This window comes from Lapidilactobacillus luobeiensis, assembly GCF_024345205.1.
Classification (GTDB): Bacteria; Bacillota; Bacilli; order Lactobacillales; family Lactobacillaceae; genus Lapidilactobacillus; species Lapidilactobacillus luobeiensis.
On record NZ_BROC01000004.1, the window covers coordinates 15717 to 38550 of the forward strand.

Annotated in this window: 19 protein-coding genes; 3 read left to right on the top strand and 16 right to left on the bottom strand. The window is 43.9% G+C overall.

The features are described from left to right. Positions 1-84: 84 nt before the first annotated feature. From OCU21_RS02055 to OCU21_RS02065, 3 genes are read right to left on the bottom strand one after another with little or no spacing between them, the layout of a single operon-like run. Positions 85-1002, bottom strand: coding sequence for a pectinesterase family protein (locus OCU21_RS02055; RefSeq protein ID WP_261805843.1), 918 nt, complete (start codon positions 1000-1002; stop codon positions 85-87). Next, positions 972-1868: a dienelactone hydrolase family protein gene (locus OCU21_RS02060; RefSeq protein WP_261805844.1), complete on the bottom strand. Its 897-nt coding sequence runs from the start codon at positions 1866-1868 to the stop codon at positions 972-974. Before OCU21_RS02060 ends, OCU21_RS02055 begins: the two co-directional genes overlap by 31 nt. 2 nt (positions 1869-1870) lie before the next feature. Continuing rightward, positions 1871-3166 carry a glycoside hydrolase family 28 protein gene (locus OCU21_RS02065; protein ID WP_261805845.1) on the bottom strand — a complete coding sequence of 432 codons (1296 nt, stop codon included), beginning with the start codon at positions 3164-3166 and terminating at the stop codon, positions 1871-1873. 213 nt (positions 3167-3379) lie between these two features. On the opposite strand from OCU21_RS02065, the gene OCU21_RS02070 reads away from it, so the two are divergent. Continuing rightward, the gene (locus tag OCU21_RS02070) at positions 3380-4225 is read left to right on the top strand and encodes a sugar phosphate isomerase/epimerase family protein (protein WP_261805846.1); all 846 of its coding nucleotides are present in this window, start codon (positions 3380-3382) and stop codon (positions 4223-4225) included. Between the two features lie 210 nt (positions 4226-4435). Here OCU21_RS02070 and OCU21_RS02075 read toward each other — a convergent pair whose 3' ends face one another. The 9 genes from OCU21_RS02075 to OCU21_RS02115 all read right to left on the bottom strand — a co-directional run bounded on the left by OCU21_RS02075 (position 4436) and on the right by OCU21_RS02115 (position 14772). Continuing rightward, positions 4436-5584: a glycoside hydrolase family 88/105 protein gene (locus OCU21_RS02075; protein ID WP_261805847.1), complete on the bottom strand. Its 1149-nt coding sequence runs from the start codon at positions 5582-5584 to the stop codon at positions 4436-4438. Between the two features lie 12 nt (positions 5585-5596). Then, on the bottom strand, positions 5597-6046 hold the full coding sequence (locus OCU21_RS02080) for an RDD family protein (protein WP_261805848.1): 450 nt from the start codon (positions 6044-6046) through the stop codon (positions 5597-5599). Beyond that, positions 6046-6903, bottom strand: coding sequence for a carbohydrate ABC transporter permease (locus OCU21_RS02085; protein WP_261805849.1), 858 nt, complete (start codon positions 6901-6903; stop codon positions 6046-6048). Before OCU21_RS02085 ends, OCU21_RS02080 begins: the two co-directional genes overlap by 1 nt. A 12-nt stretch (positions 6904-6915) precedes the next feature. Next, positions 6916-7770, bottom strand: a complete 855-nt coding sequence (locus tag OCU21_RS02090) for a carbohydrate ABC transporter permease (RefSeq protein ID WP_373875455.1) — start codon at positions 7768-7770, stop codon at positions 6916-6918. 172 nt (positions 7771-7942) lie between these two features. Continuing rightward, positions 7943-9289 (bottom strand): ABC transporter substrate-binding protein, encoded by a 1347-nt coding sequence (locus OCU21_RS02095; RefSeq protein WP_261805851.1) that lies wholly within the window; start codon positions 9287-9289, stop codon positions 7943-7945. Positions 9290-9609: 320 nt separating this feature from the next. After that, positions 9610-10488 (bottom strand): AraC family transcriptional regulator, encoded by an 879-nt coding sequence (locus tag OCU21_RS02100; RefSeq protein ID WP_261805852.1) that lies wholly within the window; start codon positions 10486-10488, stop codon positions 9610-9612. 55 nt (positions 10489-10543) lie between these two features. Continuing rightward, positions 10544-11248 (bottom strand): hypothetical protein, encoded by a 705-nt coding sequence (locus OCU21_RS02105; protein WP_261805853.1) that lies wholly within the window; start codon positions 11246-11248, stop codon positions 10544-10546. Further along, complete coding sequence (locus OCU21_RS02110; protein ID WP_261805854.1) at positions 11223-13355, bottom strand: hydantoinase/oxoprolinase family protein; 2133 nt, start codon at positions 13353-13355, stop codon at positions 11223-11225. The genes OCU21_RS02105 and OCU21_RS02110 overlap by 26 nt, the downstream gene beginning before the upstream one ends. A 73-nt stretch (positions 13356-13428) precedes the next feature. Further along, on the bottom strand, positions 13429-14772 hold the full coding sequence (locus OCU21_RS02115) for a citrate transporter (RefSeq protein ID WP_261805855.1): 1344 nt from the start codon (positions 14770-14772) through the stop codon (positions 13429-13431). A gap of 143 nt (positions 14773-14915) precedes the next feature. Between OCU21_RS02115 and OCU21_RS02120 the strand changes: the two genes are divergently transcribed. Beyond that, positions 14916-15581 (top strand): GntR family transcriptional regulator, encoded by a 666-nt coding sequence (locus tag OCU21_RS02120; protein WP_261805856.1) that lies wholly within the window; start codon positions 14916-14918, stop codon positions 15579-15581. Between the two features lie 168 nt (positions 15582-15749). On the opposite strand, the gene OCU21_RS02125 is transcribed toward OCU21_RS02120, so the two are convergent. Further along, complete coding sequence (locus OCU21_RS02125; RefSeq protein ID WP_261805857.1) at positions 15750-16697, bottom strand: sugar kinase; 948 nt, start codon at positions 16695-16697, stop codon at positions 15750-15752. A 225-nt stretch (positions 16698-16922) separates the two neighbouring features. Here OCU21_RS02125 and OCU21_RS02130 point away from each other — a divergent pair, with 225 nt between their 5' ends. Beyond that, on the top strand, positions 16923-17750 hold the full coding sequence (locus OCU21_RS02130; RefSeq protein WP_261805858.1) for a hypothetical protein: 828 nt from the start codon (positions 16923-16925) through the stop codon (positions 17748-17750). Positions 17751-17870: 120 nt separating this feature from the next. Here the strand turns inward: OCU21_RS02130 and OCU21_RS02135 are convergent, their stop codons facing one another. The 3 genes from OCU21_RS02135 to OCU21_RS02145 form a co-directional block, all read right to left on the bottom strand. Then, a complete protein-coding gene (locus OCU21_RS02135; RefSeq protein WP_261805859.1) occupies positions 17871-18992 on the bottom strand; it encodes a glycoside hydrolase family 88 protein in 1122 nt (373 codons plus the stop codon). Between the two features lie 168 nt (positions 18993-19160). After that, positions 19161-20852 carry a heparinase II/III family protein gene (locus OCU21_RS02140; RefSeq protein WP_261805860.1) on the bottom strand — a complete coding sequence of 564 codons (1692 nt, stop codon included), beginning with the start codon at positions 20850-20852 and terminating at the stop codon, positions 19161-19163. A gap of 59 nt (positions 20853-20911) precedes the next feature. Next, the gene (locus OCU21_RS02145; RefSeq protein ID WP_261805861.1) at positions 20912-22786 is read right to left on the bottom strand and encodes a DUF2264 domain-containing protein; all 1875 of its coding nucleotides are present in this window, start codon (positions 22784-22786) and stop codon (positions 20912-20914) included. Between the last annotated feature and the right edge of the window lie 48 nt (positions 22787-22834).

Sequence of the window (22834 nt, forward strand, 5' to 3'; positions counted from 1 at the left end):
TAGCCTTCCATAAAATCAGAAAAAAGAACCAATAGATGCTGCCTATTGATTCAAAAAAGATTATGGTCATATCTCGACTAATGCTCAATGACTTATTCTGACCCAATCCGGGCGTTCTTCGCGTAAATTCTGATAAAAACAATGCTGTTCTGAGTACATCACGGTTTGATGATTAGAAATCTTGTCCCAATCATGCCACCCCGCTGGTACAAGGTACTCGTCAAAACCGCAATCAATAAACTGTGTTTTAGCATATTCCCGCCATGGACGCCCAAGAAAGTATGGTTGCTGTCCTTCAGCCTGGATCCAGCATTGTGTAAAGATAAACCCGATTGCTGTAGGCGCTGTACTGGCTGCGGTAATAAATCCGGCCTGATGGTTTATTCGTTCAAGCATGGTCAAGGTACAATGACTGAACCAAGCATTGCCCCCACCAAAAATAAAATCGATCGTTCCCTGGATCTCACAATAATTGAAATGATAGTTTTGTACTGGAAAAATCGTTTTGATGGGATCAGTTACAAACGGAGTGCCATCCTTCTGGACTACTGGTAACGGGCCTAAACACAAAGTATCCTGATGACCAGTTAATCGGCAGTGGTCAAACGTCACTTGATCGCCTTCACAGTATACCGCTACCGCCTGTCCAACCAAATGGTCCGCACCAGCCGTATTGCTGATCTGCAAATTGATCAGTTGAATATCAGAGCCATCAATAAAGCAGGTCGCCGTCCGAAAAGTTCCATATTCTCGGCCGTCAGCTGATTGTTGCCGCGCACTTAATGACGCTTCGATCAAGACAGTTCCCCAGCCGATCAATTTAAGATGATTCCTCCAAATATGCAGTCGTTCCTGATAATGACCCGGTAAGATCATGATCTCGACTATTTGCTCGGGAAAATGTGTTGTGGCCGCGTCGATTGCTGCCTGAATCGTCTGATACTGATTCTGACGTTTGCCCACGATTATTTTTATAACATTTTTTTTAGAAATACTTGCCATGCTGATCTCATCTCACTTGTCTCTTGATGCCCGCCCGTCAATTGTAAAGATCGCCAATTATCGCCAGCATCCATTTTTTGATAAGTTGCGCGCAACTCGCGATCCAAAAATTGGACACCTTGATTAGGGCACATGCCATCATTTTTTCCAACTAGACTAAGTCTTGGTCGCGGTACAATCATTTTTTGAATGTCCAACGTCGTGAACTTCGTTAACAAGTTGGGGACATAATAATAAAAACCATGATGATCAAGTCCACGAACTTGAATAAGCGTTTCTAGATCAACTTGGCCACTAATATCCACAGTAACTTTAACGCGAGGATCCACCGCCGCTAACCACCAACTCATTAATCCACCCATCGACATTCCAATCGTTGCGATACGGGTCGTATCTACTTCCGGACGCGTCAATAGATACGTAAGAAATTGCTGATCATCAAAGATCCTTAATCCCCACAAGGTATGGCCAGTAACCAAAAATTCTTTGACTAATTCACTTTCCTTTTTCCCCTGACGTTCGCCGAAACCAAACATATCGATACAACCAACGGCATAACCCATTTCAATCAAGGCATCCAAGAAGGCGGGGCGTTGTAGATAGTCCGTACCTTGCAACAATTCGCGTTTTCCTAAAGAAAAATTTCCGCCATGAGAATGATTGTAGATCACTAATGGAACTGGCCCAGCAACATGTTGTGGGTAGGCAAATAATGCTGGCACTGTTTCTATTCTGTTTAAGTTCAAAGCCAGTGTTTCTAAAAAATACTTATCCGTCTTTTCACGCTTAATCACGCGACCACTAGGTGCACAATCCTCATTTTTTCCCAGTAGATCGATCAGCGTTTGTCGGTTTTCCCGTACCATTTTTAGTCCTTCTGTGTGGTTTCATTGATAAGTTTAACTTGTGGTGCGTCCCGGATCATGAATGGTTCCCCCACATAGTTTTCAATTTGAACATGATCAAAGGTGATATTACGAGCATTATTGACAAAGAACCCTCGCTGCGTCATCGGTTTGATGTCTGCCATCATCGCTGGTTTCTCGGGTGTTGCACCAGATGCCATCCGAATTTGAACATGACTAAACGTAACATCTGTGATCAATTGTTCTGGCAGCCCGTAAATATAACCAGCCGCCGAACGCACGTTTTGAGCAATAATATTCGAAAATTGAAATTGAGTGAATCGTGGTGTTTTTTCAGTAACTGGATACGCTCGTTTATCCGCCACATATTCGGTCCGACCATTAGGCCCGCAAAAGTAAAACAGGTTGAAGACAAACGGACATAGGACTTCGTTCATAATGATATTGCTGACGACGAAATTTTTGATCACGCCACCACGTCCACGCCGAGATTTCAACCGGATCCCCCGGTCTGTTTGTTCAAAAGTACAATTACTGATCGTAACATTTTGAATGCCACCGCTCATCTCACTCCCGAGAACGATCGCCCCATGACCATGTAAAAGCGTACAATTACTGATCGTAATATTTTCGCAAGCAATCTTTTCACTAGCATTCTGTTCAGTTCCTGATTTTAGTGCGATACAGTCATCACCAACATCGATTTGGCAATTACTGATCCGAACATTACGACAGGATTCTGGATCGATCCCATCCGTATTCGGTGAATCAATCGGATTCTTGATACTGATATTGTTGATGGTCACGTTCTGGCAATTGACTGGGTGGACTGTCCAACTTGGAGAATCTTTGATTTGAAAATTCTCCAGCAGTACTCGCTCACAATCATCGAAGCCAATGAATTGCGGCCGTGGATAAACTAATTTATCACGTTCTTCTCTGAAAATATGCCACCACTTCGCGCCGTTCCCATCCAAAGTTCCTAAGCCAGTAATGGCAATATTCGTCGCTTGGTGGGCATAAATGCAAGGTCGGTAAACTTGACGGCTGACCCCTTCCCAGCGAGAATCGATCACCGGAAAATCAATAGGATCATCCGAGAATTTTAGGATCGCGCCAGCTTCTAAGTGTAACTCCACATTACTTTTCAATTCGATCGAACCAGTCAAGAAATGACCGGCAGGAATCGTTACCTGACCGCCACCTTGATCAGCGGCCTGATCGATCGCCTTTTGGATCGCCTTTGTTGCTAAGTGTCCCTTTGCTTGCGCGCCTAAATCTACTACATTTATTGCCATGATTTTGCCCTCGCTCATCTTCTATTTCGATCTTTACGATCGATCTAAACCTAGCTGCTCCACTTCAAGTGCATAAAAACAACAATCCTAGCATTTATTGCTATTACGATAATGAATCCGTTTTATATTAGTGATATCATTATAATATTGAATATTATTTTCAAATTCAATCAATTACTTATCAACGTCTGATAATCACTAGGAGGAGTTCTAATGACGCAACTACCACTTAATTTGGGGATCCGCGCTCATGATCTATCATTCAGTGATCCAACTGGTTTGATCACTGATTTGAAAAATCAGGGGTTCCAGCACACCCAATTTTCAATCAAGAAATGCTTTCCTACCATGTTAAACCGCAATCTGGATAGTACCGTTGGTCTTGCCGACCACTGGGGCAATCTTTTTCAGAAGAACGATTTAAAAATATCGGTTCTAGGTTGTTACGTTAATCTTGCTTCAGAGGATCCTGCCGTCCGCGCAAATGCGCTGGCAGAATTCAAACATGATATCCAGCTTGTTCATAACTACCAAGCTGCGTTGATCGGCACTGAAACAGGCAGTGTTGCTAACGGTTATACGTCCCGCAACTTTACAGAACAGGCTTATCAAACTGTCCGTTCTTCAGTTGCGGAATTAATTGCGACTGCCGAAAATTTTGGCGTGACCGTGGCAATCGAGGCCGGCCTGAATCATCCCATTTATACAAGCTCATTAGCCAAACGTCTAATCCACGAGATCCAATCTCCAAATCTCAAAATCATCCTGGACTGCGCTAACCTTGCTCGTCCTGATAATTATCAGGATATGGAGGCAGTCGTTGGACAGGCCCTTACTGATGTTGGCGATCAAGTTGAAGCAATCCATCTTAAGGACTTCATCGTTGAATCTGGAAAAATCAAGGTGGTCCCGGTTGGTCAAGGGTTGATGGACTTCACTTCGATCCTGACCTTTATCAAATATGAGCGGCCCGGTATTTACGTTTCATTAGAAGCAACTCGGGCGCCTTATATCCAACCGGCCATTCAATTATTGAACAATTTATATGAACAGATCTAGCATTCAAGTTTTTACTAGTATCGGCCAATAAATTTATTAGCAATCTAGAAAATCGTTGCAAACCCTTTACTAAGGCTGAAAAGCGGCAACCCCTTATGCAATTATAATTGCCCAAGGGGTTGCCGCTTTTGCGCTTCCTAATACGATTACTGGCAAAAAATTGAACTTTATATGAAAACACTTTTATCAAATGATTTGAAGCTCAATGTCTCAAATTTCTTTCATCGCCAATAATTCTGCATAAGCATAGATCAATGGTGCGATTCCTTTGCCATCATTGGCAACGACAGGCTCGGAGATATAATACTCGTATGAGCCGTCTCGCGGTTGATACTTCCCTTTCGCCGGCATTCCACCCAGCCCGGCTACTAAACAAATATCGGTCAAATTGAAACGTTCTTGTTCTTTTTGTAGCTTCTGATCAATGACCGCCTGAATAATGGTCCGCCCTGCTTCAAGATATTTTTCTGGTAAAACGCCTAAGCGCACCCCTTTAATAAACGTGTAGCCGATCGCACAAGTACCACTGGTCTCCAAGTAATTCCCGGCACGCTGGCCTTGATCTGTGACTTGATAAAACATCTTGCTCTTAACATCTTGATAACGCAGCAAGGTAGCGGCCAGGTCCTGTAGTTGTCGCTTTAGATCGCCACTCAATTCTGAATTGCCAAGCAATTCGATCGTATCAACTAAAGACATCGTGTACCAACCGATCGCTCGCGTCCAAAAGTTAGGACTCTGTCCAGTTGTTCCATCGGCCCAAAAGGCCAAGCGTGTTTCATCATAGGCATGATAATACAGGCCACTTCGATTGTCTTTCAAGTACCGCTCAACATTAGAAAATTGCTGGATCACGTCTTCCACATGTCCACTTTGGCCAAAACGTTGATCATATTCTAAATAAAAGGGTTGGATCATGTAAAGGCCATCTAGCCAAATTTGATACGGATAAATCAGTTTATGCCAAAAATTCCCACTTCTTGTCCTAGGCTGATATTTCAACTGAGTCATCAACCGATCAAGGGCCCGCCGATATTTTTCCAAGCCTGTGCGTTCATACAAGGCAAACAATACTTTACCTTCATTGATCTCATCAGCGCTAAAATCGGTTGCTTGGTAGCCACGGATCTCACCTTGATCGTTAACAAAAAAATTGACGTAATTTTCAACAAATTCAAAATATTTAGGCTCACCCGTAACTTTAAACATGTCCAAAATCGCCAATAGCATACAGCCATCAACGTAATCCCACTTGGGTTCAGCATGGTCACGAATAATTTCCTGGTTCCAGGTCACAATACCTTCTTTAGGCAGTGAGTTGGCCATTAATTCATCGAGATAAGTTGCAATTTCCTCCAAATCTTCAACTCCTTATGCTTTCTGAGAATGACCTTTAACACGAACCGGTTTATTCTCACAAATCAGTTTTGTATGTGTTGCTTCCTCATGGCCCCCAAGCTTACCGCTAAAAACCGGTAAGCAAATGAAATAGCAGCTCATCAGCTTACATAAGATCTCACGCTGAATGATGATCGGCACAGTCAGGTTCTTCCGCTTTTTATCTGTCGAAACGATTCTTAATCGGTAAAAACCCTTGCCTAAGGTCTGGCCATTCAGCATGAAAGGGTACTGAACCAATAAGTTGATCAAAACAACAAGGATCAAGGCAATGATCGCACGGATCACAGGGCTTTTAATAACCCCCTCAAGCTTAGGTACGATCACTGCCAAACTAACAAATAGCGATAGAAAACCAACCAAAAGATCGATCATTTGAGCAAATATTCGTTTCATAAGAAATACAACTGATGCTTTTTTCATTATTCTTTACTCCCAGTTGAAGCGACCCCGTCAACGAAATACCGTGATCCCATAAAGAAGAGCGCGATCATTGGCAAAAGGCCTAAAGTTGAAGCGGCAAAGACGCGACCATAGGAAACCATTGCTTCTCCATCGAGTTGCTGCTTCATGATCAAAGACAGTGTTGCCTTGTCAGCACTATTCAAATAAATCAATGGTCCCTGGAAATCATTCATGCCCCACATGAAGCATAACAAGGCGACTGTGATGATGATTGGGCGGATCACCGGCACAATGATCTTGAATAAGATCTGGAACTCATTACAGCCATCCATGACTGCCGCCTCATCGAGCTCTCGAGGAATCGTCTTCATAAACTGAATGATCATAAAGATAAAGAATGACGAGGACGCGAAAATATCCGCAACATATAAACTGGCGAAAGTATCAAGTAACCCTAATTCCCGATAAAGTAAATATAGCGGGATCCGAAATGCCAATTCAGGCATCAGTAAGGTGACGATAACTGCGCTAAAAACAAACTTTTTCCCACGGAAAGATTTGCGCGCGATCACATAGGCTGTCAATAAACACGACAGGACCGTGAAAATCGTTTTAGGGATCAAGAACTTCAAGGTGTTCATGAAGTAAAACCAAATGTTGTGCTCTTTAGTGATCTGCCACGCTTTAGCGAAATTATCCCAAACGATTCGATTTTTAGGTGGAAAAATATTCAACGTGCCAAAAATATCAATATTCTGTTTAAAGGCCGAACCGATCATCCACAATAAAGGATAGATCAGAATAATGCCGACGATGATCAACAACGTATAGCGAATGATCTCGTTGATCCGTCTTCTGCGACTGCTCATTTCCATTTTGCTATCCCCCTATTCATTATCATTCGTGAAGACCCACTTATCCGACGACTTGAAGATGATGATGGTCAACACCCCGATTATCGCCAAAAGGATCCAGGTCAAGGCACTGGCGTAACCATAATTACCATTTTGGAAAGCCTGATCGTAAATATATAGATTCAGGAAATAAGTGGCGTTGTTGGGTCCACCTTTAGTGATCAAATAGGCCGAATTGAATTCTTGGAAAGCCTTGACCAAGACATTGATCATGTTGAATAAAATCACTGGAGTAATGATCGGCACCGTGATACTGAACAATTGCCGAACTTTACTGGCGCCATCGATCTCTGCAGCCTCATAAACAGATTTAGGCACACCTTGTAGCGCTGACAAGAAGATCAACATCGTTGAACCAAATTGCCATGTTTTCAAAATGATCAAGGTGATCACAGCAAAAGTTGGGTCCTTGGTCCAGTTGATCGCAACGTCACCCCCAAAGTTGAAAACACTGAGGATCGTATTGATCGGGCCGTTAACGTCAAATAGCATGGTCCAAAGGATCGAGACCGCAACGTTCCCCCCTAAGATCGAAGGAATATAATAAGCAGTCCGGAAGAAATTGACCCCTTTTAACTTGAAATTCAAAATTGCAGCAACGATAAACGAAACAATGATCACCATCGGTGTCCCGATCAGCACATATTTCAAAGTCGCTACCAGTGACTGCCAGAAAACATCGTCTTTTGTAAAAATCTCAATATAATTTCTGAATCCAACAAACTCAGGATCACCTAAAATCGGATACTCTTGTAAACTATAAATAAATGAAGTGACGATCGGATAAACTTTAAAAACAACAAATCCGATCATCCAAGGAACTAACATCAAAAACACGAAATAGTTTCTTTTCTTCTTTACCTTTATTGGCTTAGTTTCCTTAGCTTCCATCAGTTCAACTTCTTTCTAACTCATTTTTATTGCGAGTAACCAACTAGCATCCAATAAATAAAAAGCGAAGGAGCTCAACATCACAGCCTCCTCCGCCAAATCATGTTCACTAACCTTGATAATATTTATCCAAAGCTGCTTGCTGCTTTTCAACATACTGTTTAGCTGCAGCTGCTGCATCGAGCTTGCCTGATCTAAACGCTTCAATGACGGTATAACGTTCATTACGAACATTCTCATCTTCGAAGTAAGGATCCATGACGGTTTGATTGTATTTGTCTAACATGGCATAGCCATCTTTGACAACACCCTCAAGCAAATCGTTCTTGACTTGAAGTTTCTTAGTGACTTTATTGCTTGAGATCCCTAGTGAATCCGCAGCAGCCTTAACGGCACCTTCATCTGTAAACAAGAAATTAATGAAATCCGCGGCAACTTCTGGATGCTTCGAGTTCTTCGAGATCGCATAACCAAAGTTTGGTTTAACGTAGATCGATGGTTTCTTATCAGCACTTGTCTGCAAGTATGAGCCGACGACCAAATCATCTTTCGCAGCACCGCTCTTATAAGACTCAGCCCATTGTGCTAATGAGTTAGCCCACTCATAGACCCCACCGACTTCACCGTTGACCCAACCTGGGCTAGCATTCGTGTCGATCGAAGGATCTTGGTTGAATGTTGGCATGGCGCCGGAATCTTCCAAAGCCTTATATTCAGTCAAAACGCTTTTGACTTGCTTAGCTGTGTAGTTGACCTTGCCATCAGTCTGCATAACTTTGCCATACTTGTTAAAGAGCATTTGAGCAATGAATAAGTCCTTAGAAACTTCGTCCATGTTTTGGAAAGCATATTTATTATCTTTACCCGTGGCGGAATTATTCTTGCCGATCACCTTGCCAGCCTCTTCAAGTTCTGCATAGGTTGTTGGCAATTCTAGATTATTTTCTTTGTAAAGCGCCTCGTTATACATGCTGACCCGACCAGTCATCCCGTGAGGAACGGCCGCTTGTTGCCCATCGACTTGCATCGCTTTCAAATATTTTGCATCCCAATTTGAAAAATGCAAGTAACTCTTGACTTTGTTTAAGTCATAAAAGACATTTTTGCCCTTACCGTATGAGAAAAGCCAATTATAGTTGACTTGCATCACATCGGCTTCAGTCTTCCCAGAAAGCTGGGTCAAGATCTTAGACTGCCAACCATCCCACGGACCATACTCAACCTTAACGGTCACGTTAGGATGTTTCTTCTCATAAAGTTTGACGACTTCCTTCATCGCCTCATGGCGGTTATCAGCACCCCACCAAGAAAACTTGATCGTCACATCTTCTGTTGGAAATTTCGAAGCTTTGCTAGATGTTTTAGCCGCTTCTTTCTTCCCAGAGCCACATCCAGATAATAATGTGGTTAGTAGCAAACCGGAAAGCAACAGTGAAACTAGTGTTCTTTTCTTCATTTTTGTCCTCCACCTTTTAACCATGACTACAACGTTGTATGCGTTTACATATAGGATACAACATCTACGGAAACAGTCAATAGATTTCCCGGACAAGACCAATCCAGTGAATGTTTAAATGTAAACTTATACTAAATTGACTTCTTCTGTAATATTAGTTTTACCTGATATCGTCATACTTTATCAATAATTGTTGGCTTTAATGATCCACGGTCAACTGATCTCGCCAGAATAATGCGCGTGTATCAAAAAAGAAACGCTGAATAAAAACTCCAACGTTTCTTTAAATGACGCCAACAATGATCAGAACTCGCTATCACCTAAAAGTTATTCTTTTCCCGCAACGTTTCTTTATAGACGATCTTCTTTTTGCGATATTGTAAGGGACTACTCTCAACATATCGTTTAAAGACGCGATTGAAATAAGTAACATTGCCATAGCCGACCTGTTCTGAGACCTCAGAAATACTGTACGTCGTATCTTCCAAAAGTTTTTGAGCTGCTTGGATCTTCTGGATATTGATGAACTCACCAACAGTATAACCGGATTCCTTTTTAAACACGCGACTAAGGTAGGACTTATCCAAATAGAAATACTTCGCCAAGTCCTCCAATGAACCTACTTCATTGTAATTATTACGAATATACCATTTGACTTTATTGACAAGCTCATTCTCCGGCATTCCGGAGGAACCACTGTCTAAAAGCGAGCCACGCTGACGCAAGCGAATGATATAAGAAATCAATTCAAGTAATTTAGCGACTGACAATTGATGGTACATGACATATTTATTAGACACTTCCCAGGCGATCATTTCAAAAAGATCTTTTAAATACTTTCGATCAGCCAGTGGGACTTCGATCACACCACTATTCTCTGCAAAAAAACGAACCAAATCGATTTTAAGCGGTGCGAAATAATCGCAAAATTGTGAGTTCTCGAATAGTAACAAGACGCGATCATGGAAAACCGAATTATCAGAAAACGAACAATGGATCTGATCAGCATTGACGATCACTAAACTTCCCGGCTTCAAATTGAAAGTTTTCCCTTCAATGAAGAAGCGGCGCGACCCATCAAGATAATACTGGATCTCATATTCAGGATGCCAATGCTTCACCATGTTATATTCCTCGTCACGGGTACAACGATCGATACTCAGGCCATTCATCATTCCTCGATAGATAACGTGCTTCATTTAGAAATTCCTCCAATCAAGAAATCCCCGACGTCACACTTGATCCTTTAGTTTTCTATTGATCAGATTCAGGATCACCTTGTCCTGATCGCGCCAATGCCAACAATTCTTGATAGCAATCATGAGCTGCTTCAGGATTGTAGCAATATAACATCAGAATGTCCAAGATCAATGGTGAAAAGCTAAGATCATTCAAGCGCCAGCTAAAAATCATAGCCGCGATCTCACTGGTCGCTCGGACAGTCGATCGATGATGATACCGGCCAAGATGCCAGAGCTCGATCTGACTTGTTCGCGAATAGAATTGATCATCTTGACTCTCAAAATAATGAAATAATTCGTGGGCCAAAATAATCTCGGTGATCGCAGCTCGGTCAAATCCAGGCAGTTTCAACGCCGTTAATTTGTTGATCGGTTCTTGATAGATCTTGATCTCATTAGGTTCTGTAAACGTAGCTAAGAAAACTTGTTTTTGGATCGTTTGCGAATCTTCTGGTTTCACTTGCAAAGGCAACTGATCGACTAACTCACTAGCTGGGATCGAGCCATACGAACGAGCCGTCTCTTGGGCTAGGTCGGTGCCACATTTGATCGCACCTGCAATCAATTCGGCCCGCTTTTCTGGACCGATCCGCGCCACCAGAAGGTCACGGTTAAATAGATAATCACACCAAACGGACTCTGGTAATGCTTTTAAATCTGCAATCAACACTGCAATGTTAGGCTTTTGATCATCAGTTTTGGTTGATATTTGCGCCAACAACGATCACCTCATCATCTGGCTCTAGGGATGAAACTTCTAAATCAGTCAACAATTTCAATTGTTCATAATCTGTGGCAGAGAAGTCCATTACCCGCGCGCCTAAACAAAGATAAAAGTCAGGACGCGCAACCATTTCTGTTTGATAGACTGCTAAGTCTTCCCAAAGTTTAGCCATTGCTTGTTCATAATCCCGCGCGGTCGTCTTGATCGCAAAACCACGACCACGTTGAACTTTGATGAACCCTTTCTTATCTACGATCCGGATCGCACCATGGTCAGCGCCTGGATGGGGACCACCAAAAATGTAGAAGTAATCATTTTGGGTGATCAGATCCGTTTCCTCAGCCGTGGTCCGCATATCAGCAGCAGCGATCTCACGAGCTTCACCTTCATCAGCGTTCGCCGAAAGATCACTCGTTTTGACTTCAGTCGAACCCGTCGCGATCGCGGTGATCTTTGAAGTTTGTGGATCGATCTCAATATGGACATCGACTGAATCTGGGGTCGCCCCTGATTCAACAGCTTTATTCAAAGCCTCATTCTTGATCGCACGAATATCTTCTTGCGTTGGGTTTGGTAGGATCCGTTCAACAACATCACGAACCATTGATAACGCGACCCCGATCGATGAAATAACTTCGGCGTCATGCGGGATCGAATACTTAACGCCAGTTTTCTTACTGAAATAAACGATCAATGAAGCAGCACCGCCACCAACACCAACTAAGGAGATCTGGTCTTTTTCAAGTTTGTACTTTTCAACTAATTCATTGAAAACAGGTTCGATCTTGGCAAAAGCTTTCTCCATGATCTGGGTTGCGATATCTTCAACCGTTGTTCCACAATAATCAGCCAAGGCCTTGATCGCTTTACGAGCGGATTCTTCATTACCATGAGCAAAATACTCAGGTTTGACCAAGCCTAAAACATTGGCAGCATCAGTATTGGTGATGGTCAAAGCTGACCCGTCTGCGTTCACGACTTTAACATAATCCTCAGGGTCACCTGGCTTCGGTGAGAAGAACTCAACGTGAGGTTCATTGATCTTATCGGGATCAGTGAAAGCTGCATAATCCAGTCCGGCAATATGAGCAGAACGAGGACCGACATCGATAACGCCCTCTTTGCTGGCCCGGATCATTGAACCGCCTGCATCACCTAAGACACGAACATCCAATGAAGAAATATAGGTCGAGTGGCCGCCAACAACTGAATAATCGATCGCAGGACGACCGTTCTTGATGACCCCGATATTGGTCGTGGTCCCCCCAACTTCAAAATAAATACCATTGGAAGCACGTAAATAAATCAGTGAACCCATTACTGAAGCGGCTGGCCCAGACAACATGGTCAGAACCGGGCGCTTCTTCATTTCTGTGATCTCCATAACACCACCGTCACCACGCATGATCATCAGTGGTACTTTGACCCCAGCCTCGCGAACGGATGATTCAGTTGAAGTCGCGGTCTCCAACATTTTTGGCAAGATAGACGCATTGATCGCGGCGGTCCGAGTACGGCGAGTCAAACCATACAGCTTCGTGATGTCAGAAGCCATCGTCGTCGGGATCTTTTCCTTTTCAGCGATTTGGTGGACCAACTCTTCAGGGCCACCTTCATCAACACCGAAAGCCATCGAGGCAACCAAAACTTTGGCACCTTCATCTTTAAGCTTATCGATGCTTTGTTTGATCGTCGTTTCTTCACATTTTTTCAAAGGAATGAATTCATTGAGGATCTTGATACTCTTCTTTTCCTCAAGTTCAATGTCCTCAAGATGCGTTTGCTTTTTAGCTAAGAAGCCTTCAAGCCCGCCTTTAGACATTCCAATGACCCCTACTGGCGCCACGTCACCTTCGATCAACGCATTCGTTGCCTGCGTAGTGGAATGCGCTACGAAAACCACTTCATCAGGGCTAATATTATTCTGTTTTAGACAAGTTTCAAATGATTGTACAACACCTGCTGCTACACCGCGAGGATCATCATGAGTTGTCTTAACTACAGAAGGTTCCCCAATCATTTGATGGGTTTCATTATCGATAGCGACTGCCTTGGTATGAGTACCACCAACATCAATCCCCATTCGTACCGATCGTTTCATAAGCAATTCCACCAATCTTTCAAAAATCTTTTCTTAAAACTAAACGCTTAGCTGACTCAATAACTACTGTTGCTTAAACCAAATGGCCGTACATGATAAAGATGATCAAACACATGATCGCACCACTGATCCAGCCTGCTGGGATCGAACGTTTCATAAAGTCTCGTGATGAAACCTTCGCATAACCGAAGCCCCAAGCGACCCATGACTGAGTGACATCCAAATGTTGTGGGAAAACAGTCGTTGCAGCAGTCAATGGATACATGAATTGAACTGGGATCGCTGGATTCGCAGCCAAAATAACAGCGAAGATCGCAGAACCACTACCAACCCAGTTCATAGGACCGCGGAAGAAACCAAGTGGTACCAACAAAGCAAAGACGATCGTCAAAGCGATGGCTGTCGTTGGCACGATGTTACCAATGATCGCGGTGAAATAAGGAGCCGCAAAAGTGGCCGCATTATTGAACATCGCTAATGAAAGCAAGAAGCCGATCATTGGCGCAACATCGATCGAACCATCAGTGAACAATTTCGCAAAACGCCGGCAGATCTCGGAATAATTCCCTTTTAATTTGCCAGTTGTCGCCATTGCGTAAATACCAGAAAGAATGAAGCCAAGAATAATCGGTAATTTCAACAAAACAACACCTAAAACTGGTAAAATTACAGATATCCATGAGTACCAAGGCGCATTCTCTTTGCCGGCAGGTTGTGAATCAATTGCCCAGTTATGAGATTTGCCTTTTTTCATCGTTAGATTGGCGATCACCAAGACAACGACCAAACCAACGATCATCCCGATCATGCCGATCGTGAAGTAATCATTGTAAGTGTAACTTTTGGCTGCAGGAGCAAAGCCAACATACATTTCTTGATACTGTTTGAAGTTGACCATGTTGGCGAAGATACCAGCCATGATCGACCCCATAAACGCGAATAAGGCAACTGGTGCCTCAACACCTAGTGAGAATAAAATCGGTAAAACGATTACCGCGATCGAGATAACAGGTCCGATCCCAGTCATGGACATGAAAATAATAGCAGTAACAATACATAACAGGCTCATGGTCAGCCGAGGACGATCCCCACCTAACTCAACGACCTTACGAATCAAAGTTGCGGCGATCCCGGTGTCCATCAGCACCCGACCGAAGAAAGCCCCGAAGAAGACGTTGACCAAGATCGATGACGCATATGCGGCTGGCCCATCTGCATAAACAAATTCTAGAACGTCCATCACGCTCTTGCCATCCATTGAAGCGGCTGGCGTGATCGCATTACCGATCAAAGCCAGAATCGTCCAGATCGTCGCCATCACGAAGAACCCAACCATCAGGTTATAGCCCTTCATACAGTACCAGACCATAAAGACAAAGGATGCAATGAGCAAAATACCTATAATAACATTTGACATTTTCTTACCTCCTTTATTATCAGCTGTCAAACTGATATACTAGTATTATAGTATGCTAGTTCACAACGATTTGCAATCGCTTTCAGAAATTATTTGATAAGTTAATTTTTAATCAATCCAATCGAAAGGTTCGAGGTCTCATCATGCCGACATCACTAAGCTTTCAGGACGAAGCCTATATTGCCATTAAACAGATGGTGCTTAATTTCACATTAAAACCTGGCGAAAAAATCGATAAAACTCGCCTGCAAGAACTTCTTGGAATCAGTAATACACCTGTTCGTGAGGCTATCATTCGCCTACAACGTGAAGGTCTATTCAAGGTCGTCCCGCAAAGTGGGACTTATGTAGCTAAGATCAATCTGCAAAAAGTCTATCAAGCCAAATTCGTTCGCGAAAGCGTTGAAAGCCTGATCATGGAGAAGGCTTTTCAAGCAGCTACGGCTAAAGATATCAGAGAATTAAAAAAAATGATCCAACTACAGGCCATTTATCTCGGCTCCAACGATTACGAACCTTTTTTTCAATTAGATGAGCAGTTCCACCAATACTTCTATAAGATAACCAATAATGATTACGTTTGGGATTGGTTGCAGATCATCAACGTCCACTTGAATCGACTACGTTATTTGCGCTTGCGCATGATGGACACCAGCTGGAAGGAGATCATTGACCAACACCGTGAAGTGGTGCAGCTTTTAGAAAATCGTACTGACCAGAAAATGACGACGGCGATGACTAATAATTCCCATATCCTCGATACCGATATTTTCAAATTGGTCAAAGAGATCCCTGATTACTTTGACTGATCCCCACCTTTGATAATTACTGATTTTCTTCCGGTCGACCTAAAAGGCAAAGGCTCAAAAATGCCCGGTGATCAATAGACTAATCGTCTAAAGGCCATCGGGCATGATCAAATTTGATTTTTTACCTTTTACGTTCAACCAACGTCATTATCTTTCTGGTAACTAACCTTAGTTATTCGCTAAAAAGGTTGTTAATCTGGCCAGATCAGGATAACCGCTATTATCCCCTTCACTTTGTACCGCGAACGCCCCCATAGCATTGGCGCGACGAAGACTCTCCGCTAAAGGCAGTTGGGCGAGGATCCCAGAAAGTAAGCCGGCTGCGAACCCATCACCCGCCCCAACCGTGTCGACAACTTGATCGACTTGAAAAGCGGCTGATTCGATCACCGTCCCCTGTTCATCCTTAGCGTAGGCACCAGTTGAGCCATTTTTGACCACGACTAATTTTGGTGTGGCTAGGTTTAAATAAAAATCGGCGATCTCACTTGCGGTTTTGCCGCCAGTCAGTTGTCTACCCTCGCCTAAACCAGGTAACACGATATCACACTGCCCAGCGATCCGATTAAGGACTCGTTTCATCTGCTCTGCTGATGACCACAAAGCAGGACGAATATTAGGGTCGAAGCTGATCAAAGTATCGTTTTGCCGAGCAATCAAGATCAATTCTTCAATATTCTTAAACATTGTTGGTGAGATCGCCGCCGCGATACCAGTCAAGTGAAGTAACTTCACCTTTGAAAAATCTAGCTCCCCCAGATCAGCTAACTGCAATCGACTAGCAGCAGTATTTTTGCGGGCATATTCGATTTGCGGATCACCTGCTGTGACCCGTTCTTTGAAATAGATCCCCGTCGGTGCTTCTGGGTCGACTTTGATCTGTTCTGTGTCGATCTGCTCCGCGCTTAACGCATGTTGCAGAAATTCACCATTATTATCAGACCCTAGGGCCGTTAAGTATGTGCATTGTCGGCCTAAACGAGTCAAACCAAAAGTAACATTCAATTCGGCGCCAGCGGGATAACGTGAAAAATCAGTGACTTGATCCAAAGGAACATTGACTTCTTGAGCGGAGTACGCGACTAATGGTTCTCCGATCGTGACAAATTCTCGCATAAAGGTGAGCCTCCATTTTAAAATAAATTGTTTTGACTAAAATCGATCATCGTGCTTAGTCAGCAACTACATTGAACCAATAACGCTTGATCAATACTGCTTTTACTATACCATCAATAAAAAACGGGATAAAGCAATTAACTTCTACAAATGCATTCAAATTAACTGGTTAAGAGCTTACAATAGAAGTAGCGATAATTTTAGTAAATAATTGGAGGACGATCAATGATTTCATTAGAAGTTTTATCAAAAGATGGGACTAGTCGTTATGGTAAGAACGACTATGAGGAGATCCAACGACCACTGATCGCACAGGGGGAGGATTTCGTCTCGCTAGCAACTCAAGATCTGACTTATGAAGAAGGTGACTTGATCGAGATCAAAGTCGATCAACCTGGTTACTATTGGGCCAAGCTTGACGAGTGCTTGGATACATCTTTAGTTTACATTAGCGATACGACTTGGCGTTACCATATCTCGCTGACCAAAAACGCGATCGATGCGCGACCAGACAATGCTTTTCTCAGTAAACGTCATTATCTTAGTGTGCGCAAAGCAACCAAGGAACAGCTTCAAGTCCATCAAAATCTGGCGCTCAACCCACTTGATCAGAAAGAATTCCACGGAGCTTATCCCCATGCTCACGCCAATGTGGAAACACGTAACGATGCAACTTTCTTTGCTTGTAACGCGATCGATGGTATCGCCGCGCCAGACATGCACGGCGAATATCCTTATCAGTCTTGGGGGATCAACCGTCAGGAAGATGCAGCCTTGACCATCGATTTTGGCCGTCCTGTCCTTGCTTCAGGCGTGGGCATCGTTTTACGCGCTGACTTTCCTCATGATAGCTTTTGGACTGCAATGACTGTGACTTTCTCAGATGGTAGCAAGGAGACCTTGAACTTGAAAAAGGCCAATACGATCCAGACCTTTGCTTTCGCGCCACGAACGATCGATTCGTTAACGATCAACACCTTGATCAAGCATGAAGATGATTCACCCTTCCCCGCCTTGACTGAATTTGAAGTTTACGGTCAGCATCTCATTTAATGTTTCTGCTCATTTAGCAAAGGAGTCCCAATTCAATGACGAATTGGGACTCCTTTTTTTCGTGGCACTATCTATATTCTCATTCCAAAAAACAGAGTCACACTGATTTCCACCAATCGACTACCACAGATTCAGATCACGACCAGCTAATTTTTCCAGTGCTTCTAGGAAGAAATAATCACCATAGATGATTGGGAACTCTCTCTTTTCATCGTGATAGGCCGCGGTACATTTTGTTAAAAGATTATCGGTCTCTAAACGCCAATCACAACTCGATTCAGCCAAGGTGCTTAACAGTCGTCGGGCTGCGTTTAAATAAATCTCTCGATCAGCCGGATCAACGTCTTCAGCCAGGGTGATCAAGCCGCTGGCCGCGATCGCCGCCGCTGAGGAATCCTCCAGCCAAGGCGCTTGTGGTTGTCGAAAATCCACGGGGATCAACCCAGTAGCCGGAATATTCGCGATAAAATAGTTTGCGATCTGTTGGGCAGTCGCCAAGAAAGAACGATCTTGGGTGTACTGATAGCTTAGAGCAAAACCATAAATACCCCAAGCTTGACCACGTGTCCAAGAGGAACCATGACCATAGCCCTGACCGCCTTGCGAACGGAGATATTCGCCCGTCTGGGGATCAAATTCAATGATATGCTTGACCGAACCATCTGGCCGAACCATATGTGCCTGCGCTGTTTTAGCATGAGCATAGGCGATTTGATAGAAACGGGGATCATTAAGCTCAGCGCTGGCCCAATATAGTAGTGGCAAGTTCATTAAACAATCAATGATCGCGCCGCCACTACGTTCACCAGTACCACTATCGTTCCAAGCGCGAATAAAGCGACCAGCCAGATTAAAACGACCAGCCAAATTTTCTGCAGCAATGATCCCGTCATTTTTGGCGTCCTGAGCGCCAGTGATCCGGTAACGCGCCACCGCAGTCAATGACCACTTGAAGCCATTGTCATGATCTAAATTCTCTGCGCGAACTAAATTTTTTGCAAGGGTCTTTTCGGTTTGCACTGCTGTCTGCCGAAACAAGTCATTTTTAGTCAAGTGGTATAACTGCCACAATAAGCCACCCCAGAAACCATTGGTCCACCAAAACGGATCCTGTTGAGTCATATCGAGATAATGTCCCTGCTCATCTGTCGTATAGGGAATGACCCCTTGATTACGCTCAACGACTAGGGTCAGCTTCTCTTCGATTTTGGGTAACAAGTCGATTAGCTCTTGTTGATTCATCACACTTTAAACACCTTTCGATTTATCTTTTTTCTTAATTCAACTATTCAAACAATACCAGTGTCGAAAAGGGCGGTCAATAGCAAAAAGTGCTATTAGGCCCCGACTGCATCACTTTAATATAAGATGTGCATGATCAGGAAATAATGTGATCTTAAATTGAGCTCATCATGATGCTGATGTCTGCAACTGGAACTTGATGACCACCTGCGCAGCTCGTGCTAATTGATAATCCGCACGGATCTGATAAGCCCTGACAGTCTTACCTAAATGATTTGCATAGTCAACTGGAACAAAACTCAGCTGCGCGCCGATCAATGAGATCTGACAGGCGCCAGAAGCAGCTTGCAGAAGGACCGTTTGCGGATCAAGCAGCTGCGGTTTGAGCGTGCTGATCAAGATCTCTGTGACTTGAGCCGTATCCTGCTGAAATTCAAATCGATCGCACAATTGGACCTGACGCTCAGCTGGAGAAACCTTGAATTGGCGCTGAAATGATAACAGTCCCGCTTCCTTGCCATAAACATGACTCAAATCTATCAATAGCCGGTTTTCTTGAGCCTTAAAATCCGTTTGCGCATGGTACGGGCCAAAAATCTGTGCTTGCCCATTGATCACAGGCAATGAATGACCTGGCGCTGAGGGGATAAAGTACTGATAACGCCGCTCATCCTGAAAATAATCGCGCGTATACTCACCCGAACCCAAGTCAGTCAAATATTGCGTGCTTTGATCGCCTAAGATAAAGTGACCAAGATCAAGATGATTATGACTTTCATCATTAGCGCCACCTTTCGCGGCAAAAATGAAATCAGACTCGTTATTTCGCTCGATCAACCACTGCACATCTGGAAAATAGTGTGTACTGCTAGGCAATGTCGTTGCTGCCGTATCCAAGCGATCCGTCCAAATCAAGTTGCGATACAACTGGGCGAAGCGATAACAAGTATCAAAATCCACACGATTGACCGTCGTGATCGGCGGCACTGCCACGCCAAACTCTCGCTGGCAAAAGCAAAGCAGCCCTGATGGCAACTCCGATTCCGCATAATCAGAGAACGGTACGAAATCCTTCTGATTCAATGCCGCTAAATATGGGAAGGCAGCAATCTTGGCAACTTTAGGATTCTTCAAATAGCGATCATCATTTAAAACAGCACGCATTTTTTCAGCGAAATAAAGGTAATAACCAAAACCATAGGCCCAATAGCTGACCCCTTCAACACAGGCACCATCATCTGAGAAGCTGTTCAGATAAGTCTGCAGGGCAATATCCAGCCGCTGTAAAAAAGCCCGCTGTCGCGGTGAATCCTTCGGTAACTTGATCAAGACGATCAATCCTAAACTCCCACCGATCACAGCACTCCAATTGTTTGCCTTGTGTTGCCAAGACCAGTCATGAGCGGCAAACGGTGTCAAGATCCGGCGTTCGATCTCCAAATCGATCCTTTGATTGATTTCTGGCAACAAATCTGACCCGATCAATCCTTGGATCTCTGCCAAAGTCGCCCCAGTCTCCGCTGCAAAAAGATCGATCCACTGCGAGCTACCAAGACCATAAGTAGCACCAGTCAGCGGCATATGCGCTGGTAAGCCCCAACTATATTCGTTGCAGACTTCCCAGATCACATTTTCCAAAAGCCGTTTAGTCGCCACGGTTGGCTGACAATGATAAGCCAATGCCAAAACGGCCAATTGGCGACGACGTTCAAAATATTGATCCTCAAAATTCAAACGATTCCCTTGATCCAAATAATCCTGATAACCTTGGAAAGCAATCGGTGCTACTGTGTCCTGATCAACATAGTCAGCAGCGATCGTTGTTAGTTCTTTGATCATTGGCGCTACGATTTCGTTCATACTATATCCCTTCAAACACTGATCAAGCAGCGATCTCTACCACGATCGACTGCTATCTTTTATTTTGCAAGTTCCACTAATGACAAACTAAACGAATGACCCAAAAGCTCACCACTTAAGATCGAGCCATCTAAATGGACATTGATATCTGCAAGTTCCAAGTCGGCTTCATGTTCAAATGCTGCGCCCAAACAAGCTGTGATGACCACATGCTGACCAGGCGCTAATTGCCCCTTGATAAGTGGCAAAGCCGTTTCTGGATACAACAAGTTGGTATTTGGTTCTGGTAAAGATAATTCCGCCGAAAAACCGGCTGATAGTGGGACGATCCCAGTAACACCAACCGGACTGTCATAAAAACAACCATTTGGTAAGGCCGGCGCTTTTACTTCATGTCCAGCTAGGCCATTCCAAGGACAACTAAATGAGCCTTCGCGTAGGAATAATTGCCGGGAACTTTCGATCACATGTACCCGTAAATGCCACGGATAGAATGGGATCATAAAATTACGGATCGTAACATCCGGCCAAGGCCGCCAAAGCGAATAAACGTACTGCTCATGGGTCTGATACTCCTCATAACCAAAAGCTGTCTGAAAATTGATCTCACTTTCGGAAACCGCCAGCGTATTGTCAAACGCGCCTTGTTTTGGTAAAACACTACCCTTTTTCACGCTAAAACCGAAAGTCGTTGAATAAACATATTTCTCATATTTGGACTCGCCATGAGCATGCTCATGTGAATGTTGCCCCGCAGTAAAAACCTGTAATTCATCACCCTGATGCCCGTGGATCAATAACATGTGGGCATAAGGATTGACCTGTCGCTCAGGAAAGAACGGTTTCTGCTCCGCTACTTGCCAGAAATCATCATTATCAGGTAAAGCCAAAATGATAAAATTCTTCAAGGCCCAATAAGGTGACCCCGGCGCGTTGTAACCTTCGGCCATAACCAAATTAGGATAGCCATAACCGATCGAGAGAAAGCCTTCACTCGTAAAAATCGGTTGTTGCAACCAGTGACGCATATTATTCAGCAACAAATACTTGGCCTCAGCTAACGACACCCCTGCTAAAGGAACCTTAGCAAATGCGGTCGCTGCCCAGAAGCCAGATTGCGCAAAGCGATAGGTTAAGCTGCGCCCAAAAGGTAATGCCGCGCCCGAATTAGTAAACCAATTCGCGAAGGTCCGTGCAAACTGACCAGCGCGATCAGCAAAAATTTGGGAATGGTCATCCTGTTGATCCTGACTCAAGGCCGCATACAAAACCCCATAATACTGCATCCCAAACGGAATATAATAATCGATTTGCTGAGGATAGCCATCGAAATACCAGCCGTCAGCTAAATAGTACCGATCGATCTCCGTGAGGTCAGCGCGTAACTGCTGACTGGATGCTGGCCGGCCAACTCGTTGAAAGAAGGTGTTGACCAAAATACGAAAGAAAAGCCAATTCGTTTTGGGGATCGTATGATGATTGATTTGGTCGAGCCATTGGTAAATATTATCCTGCTGTTGCGCTGGCAAACGATCCCAAAACGAATCCTTGGTTAAGATCAGCATCGTCGCCAACGAACCCATCTCAACAAATAATTGGTCATAAGCATGCAATTCACCCCAATAGTAAGGTGACTTGGAATCGCAACCAGCCAGGATCCCCGCCGTTGCGGCCTTAAAGTATTTTTGATATGTTTGGGCCCGTTGTGGTGTACTGCAAAGCGGTCCGACGCCCCATAAAGTTCGCATGAACCCTTCGATATCCCGCCGATCACGATCATAGACAGAACCAGAATCACTGAGATGGAACCGCCCTGGAGTGCCTTGCGCCGCCATGGTCTGGTAGACAGGATCAAGAATCGCGGTCAAGGCAGCGGCATAATCCGCCCGTGTTTTTAAAGCATTATTTTTAAGACTTTCATTGAATAACGACATTTGTTTAATGTGCTCCCAATTAATATTAAAAAGTATGATGGATCCCTA

Coding starts and splice junctions, on each gene's coding strand:
- OCU21_RS02085 (WP_261805849.1), bottom strand. CDS start 6,903: ATGGAAATGAGCAGTCGCAGAAGACGGATCAACGAGATCATTCGCTAT.
- OCU21_RS02120 (WP_261805856.1), top strand. CDS start 14,916: ATGCCGACATCACTAAGCTTTCAGGACGAAGCCTATATTGCCATTAAA.
- OCU21_RS02055 (WP_261805843.1), bottom strand. CDS start 1,002: ATGGCAAGTATTTCTAAAAAAAATGTTATAAAAATAATCGTGGGCAAA.
- OCU21_RS02090 (WP_373875455.1), bottom strand. CDS start 7,770: ATGTTAGTTCCTTGGATGATCGGATTTGTTGTTTTTAAAGTTTATCCG.
- OCU21_RS02110 (WP_261805854.1), bottom strand. CDS start 13,355: ATGAAACGATCGGTACGAATGGGGATTGATGTTGGTGGTACTCATACC.
- OCU21_RS02140 (WP_261805860.1), bottom strand. CDS start 20,852: ATGAACGAAATCGTAGCGCCAATGATCAAAGAACTAACAACGATCGCT.
- OCU21_RS02095 (WP_261805851.1), bottom strand. CDS start 9,289: ATGAAGAAAAGAACACTAGTTTCACTGTTGCTTTCCGGTTTGCTACTA.
- OCU21_RS02060 (WP_261805844.1), bottom strand. CDS start 1,868: ATGGTACGGGAAAACCGACAAACGCTGATCGATCTACTGGGAAAAAAT.
- OCU21_RS02115 (WP_261805855.1), bottom strand. CDS start 14,772: ATGTCAAATGTTATTATAGGTATTTTGCTCATTGCATCCTTTGTCTTT.
- OCU21_RS02125 (WP_261805857.1), bottom strand. CDS start 16,697: ATGCGAGAATTTGTCACGATCGGAGAACCATTAGTCGCGTACTCCGCT.
- OCU21_RS02080 (WP_261805848.1), bottom strand. CDS start 6,046: ATGAAAAAAGCATCAGTTGTATTTCTTATGAAACGAATATTTGCTCAA.
- OCU21_RS02135 (WP_261805859.1), bottom strand. CDS start 18,992: ATGAATCAACAAGAGCTAATCGACTTGTTACCCAAAATCGAAGAGAAG.
- OCU21_RS02145 (WP_261805861.1), bottom strand. CDS start 22,786: ATGTCGTTATTCAATGAAAGTCTTAAAAATAATGCTTTAAAAACACGG.
- OCU21_RS02130 (WP_261805858.1), top strand. CDS start 16,923: ATGATTTCATTAGAAGTTTTATCAAAAGATGGGACTAGTCGTTATGGT.
- OCU21_RS02065 (WP_261805845.1), bottom strand. CDS start 3,166: ATGGCAATAAATGTAGTAGATTTAGGCGCGCAAGCAAAGGGACACTTA.
- OCU21_RS02070 (WP_261805846.1), top strand. CDS start 3,380: ATGACGCAACTACCACTTAATTTGGGGATCCGCGCTCATGATCTATCA.
- OCU21_RS02100 (WP_261805852.1), bottom strand. CDS start 10,488: ATGAAGCACGTTATCTATCGAGGAATGATGAATGGCCTGAGTATCGAT.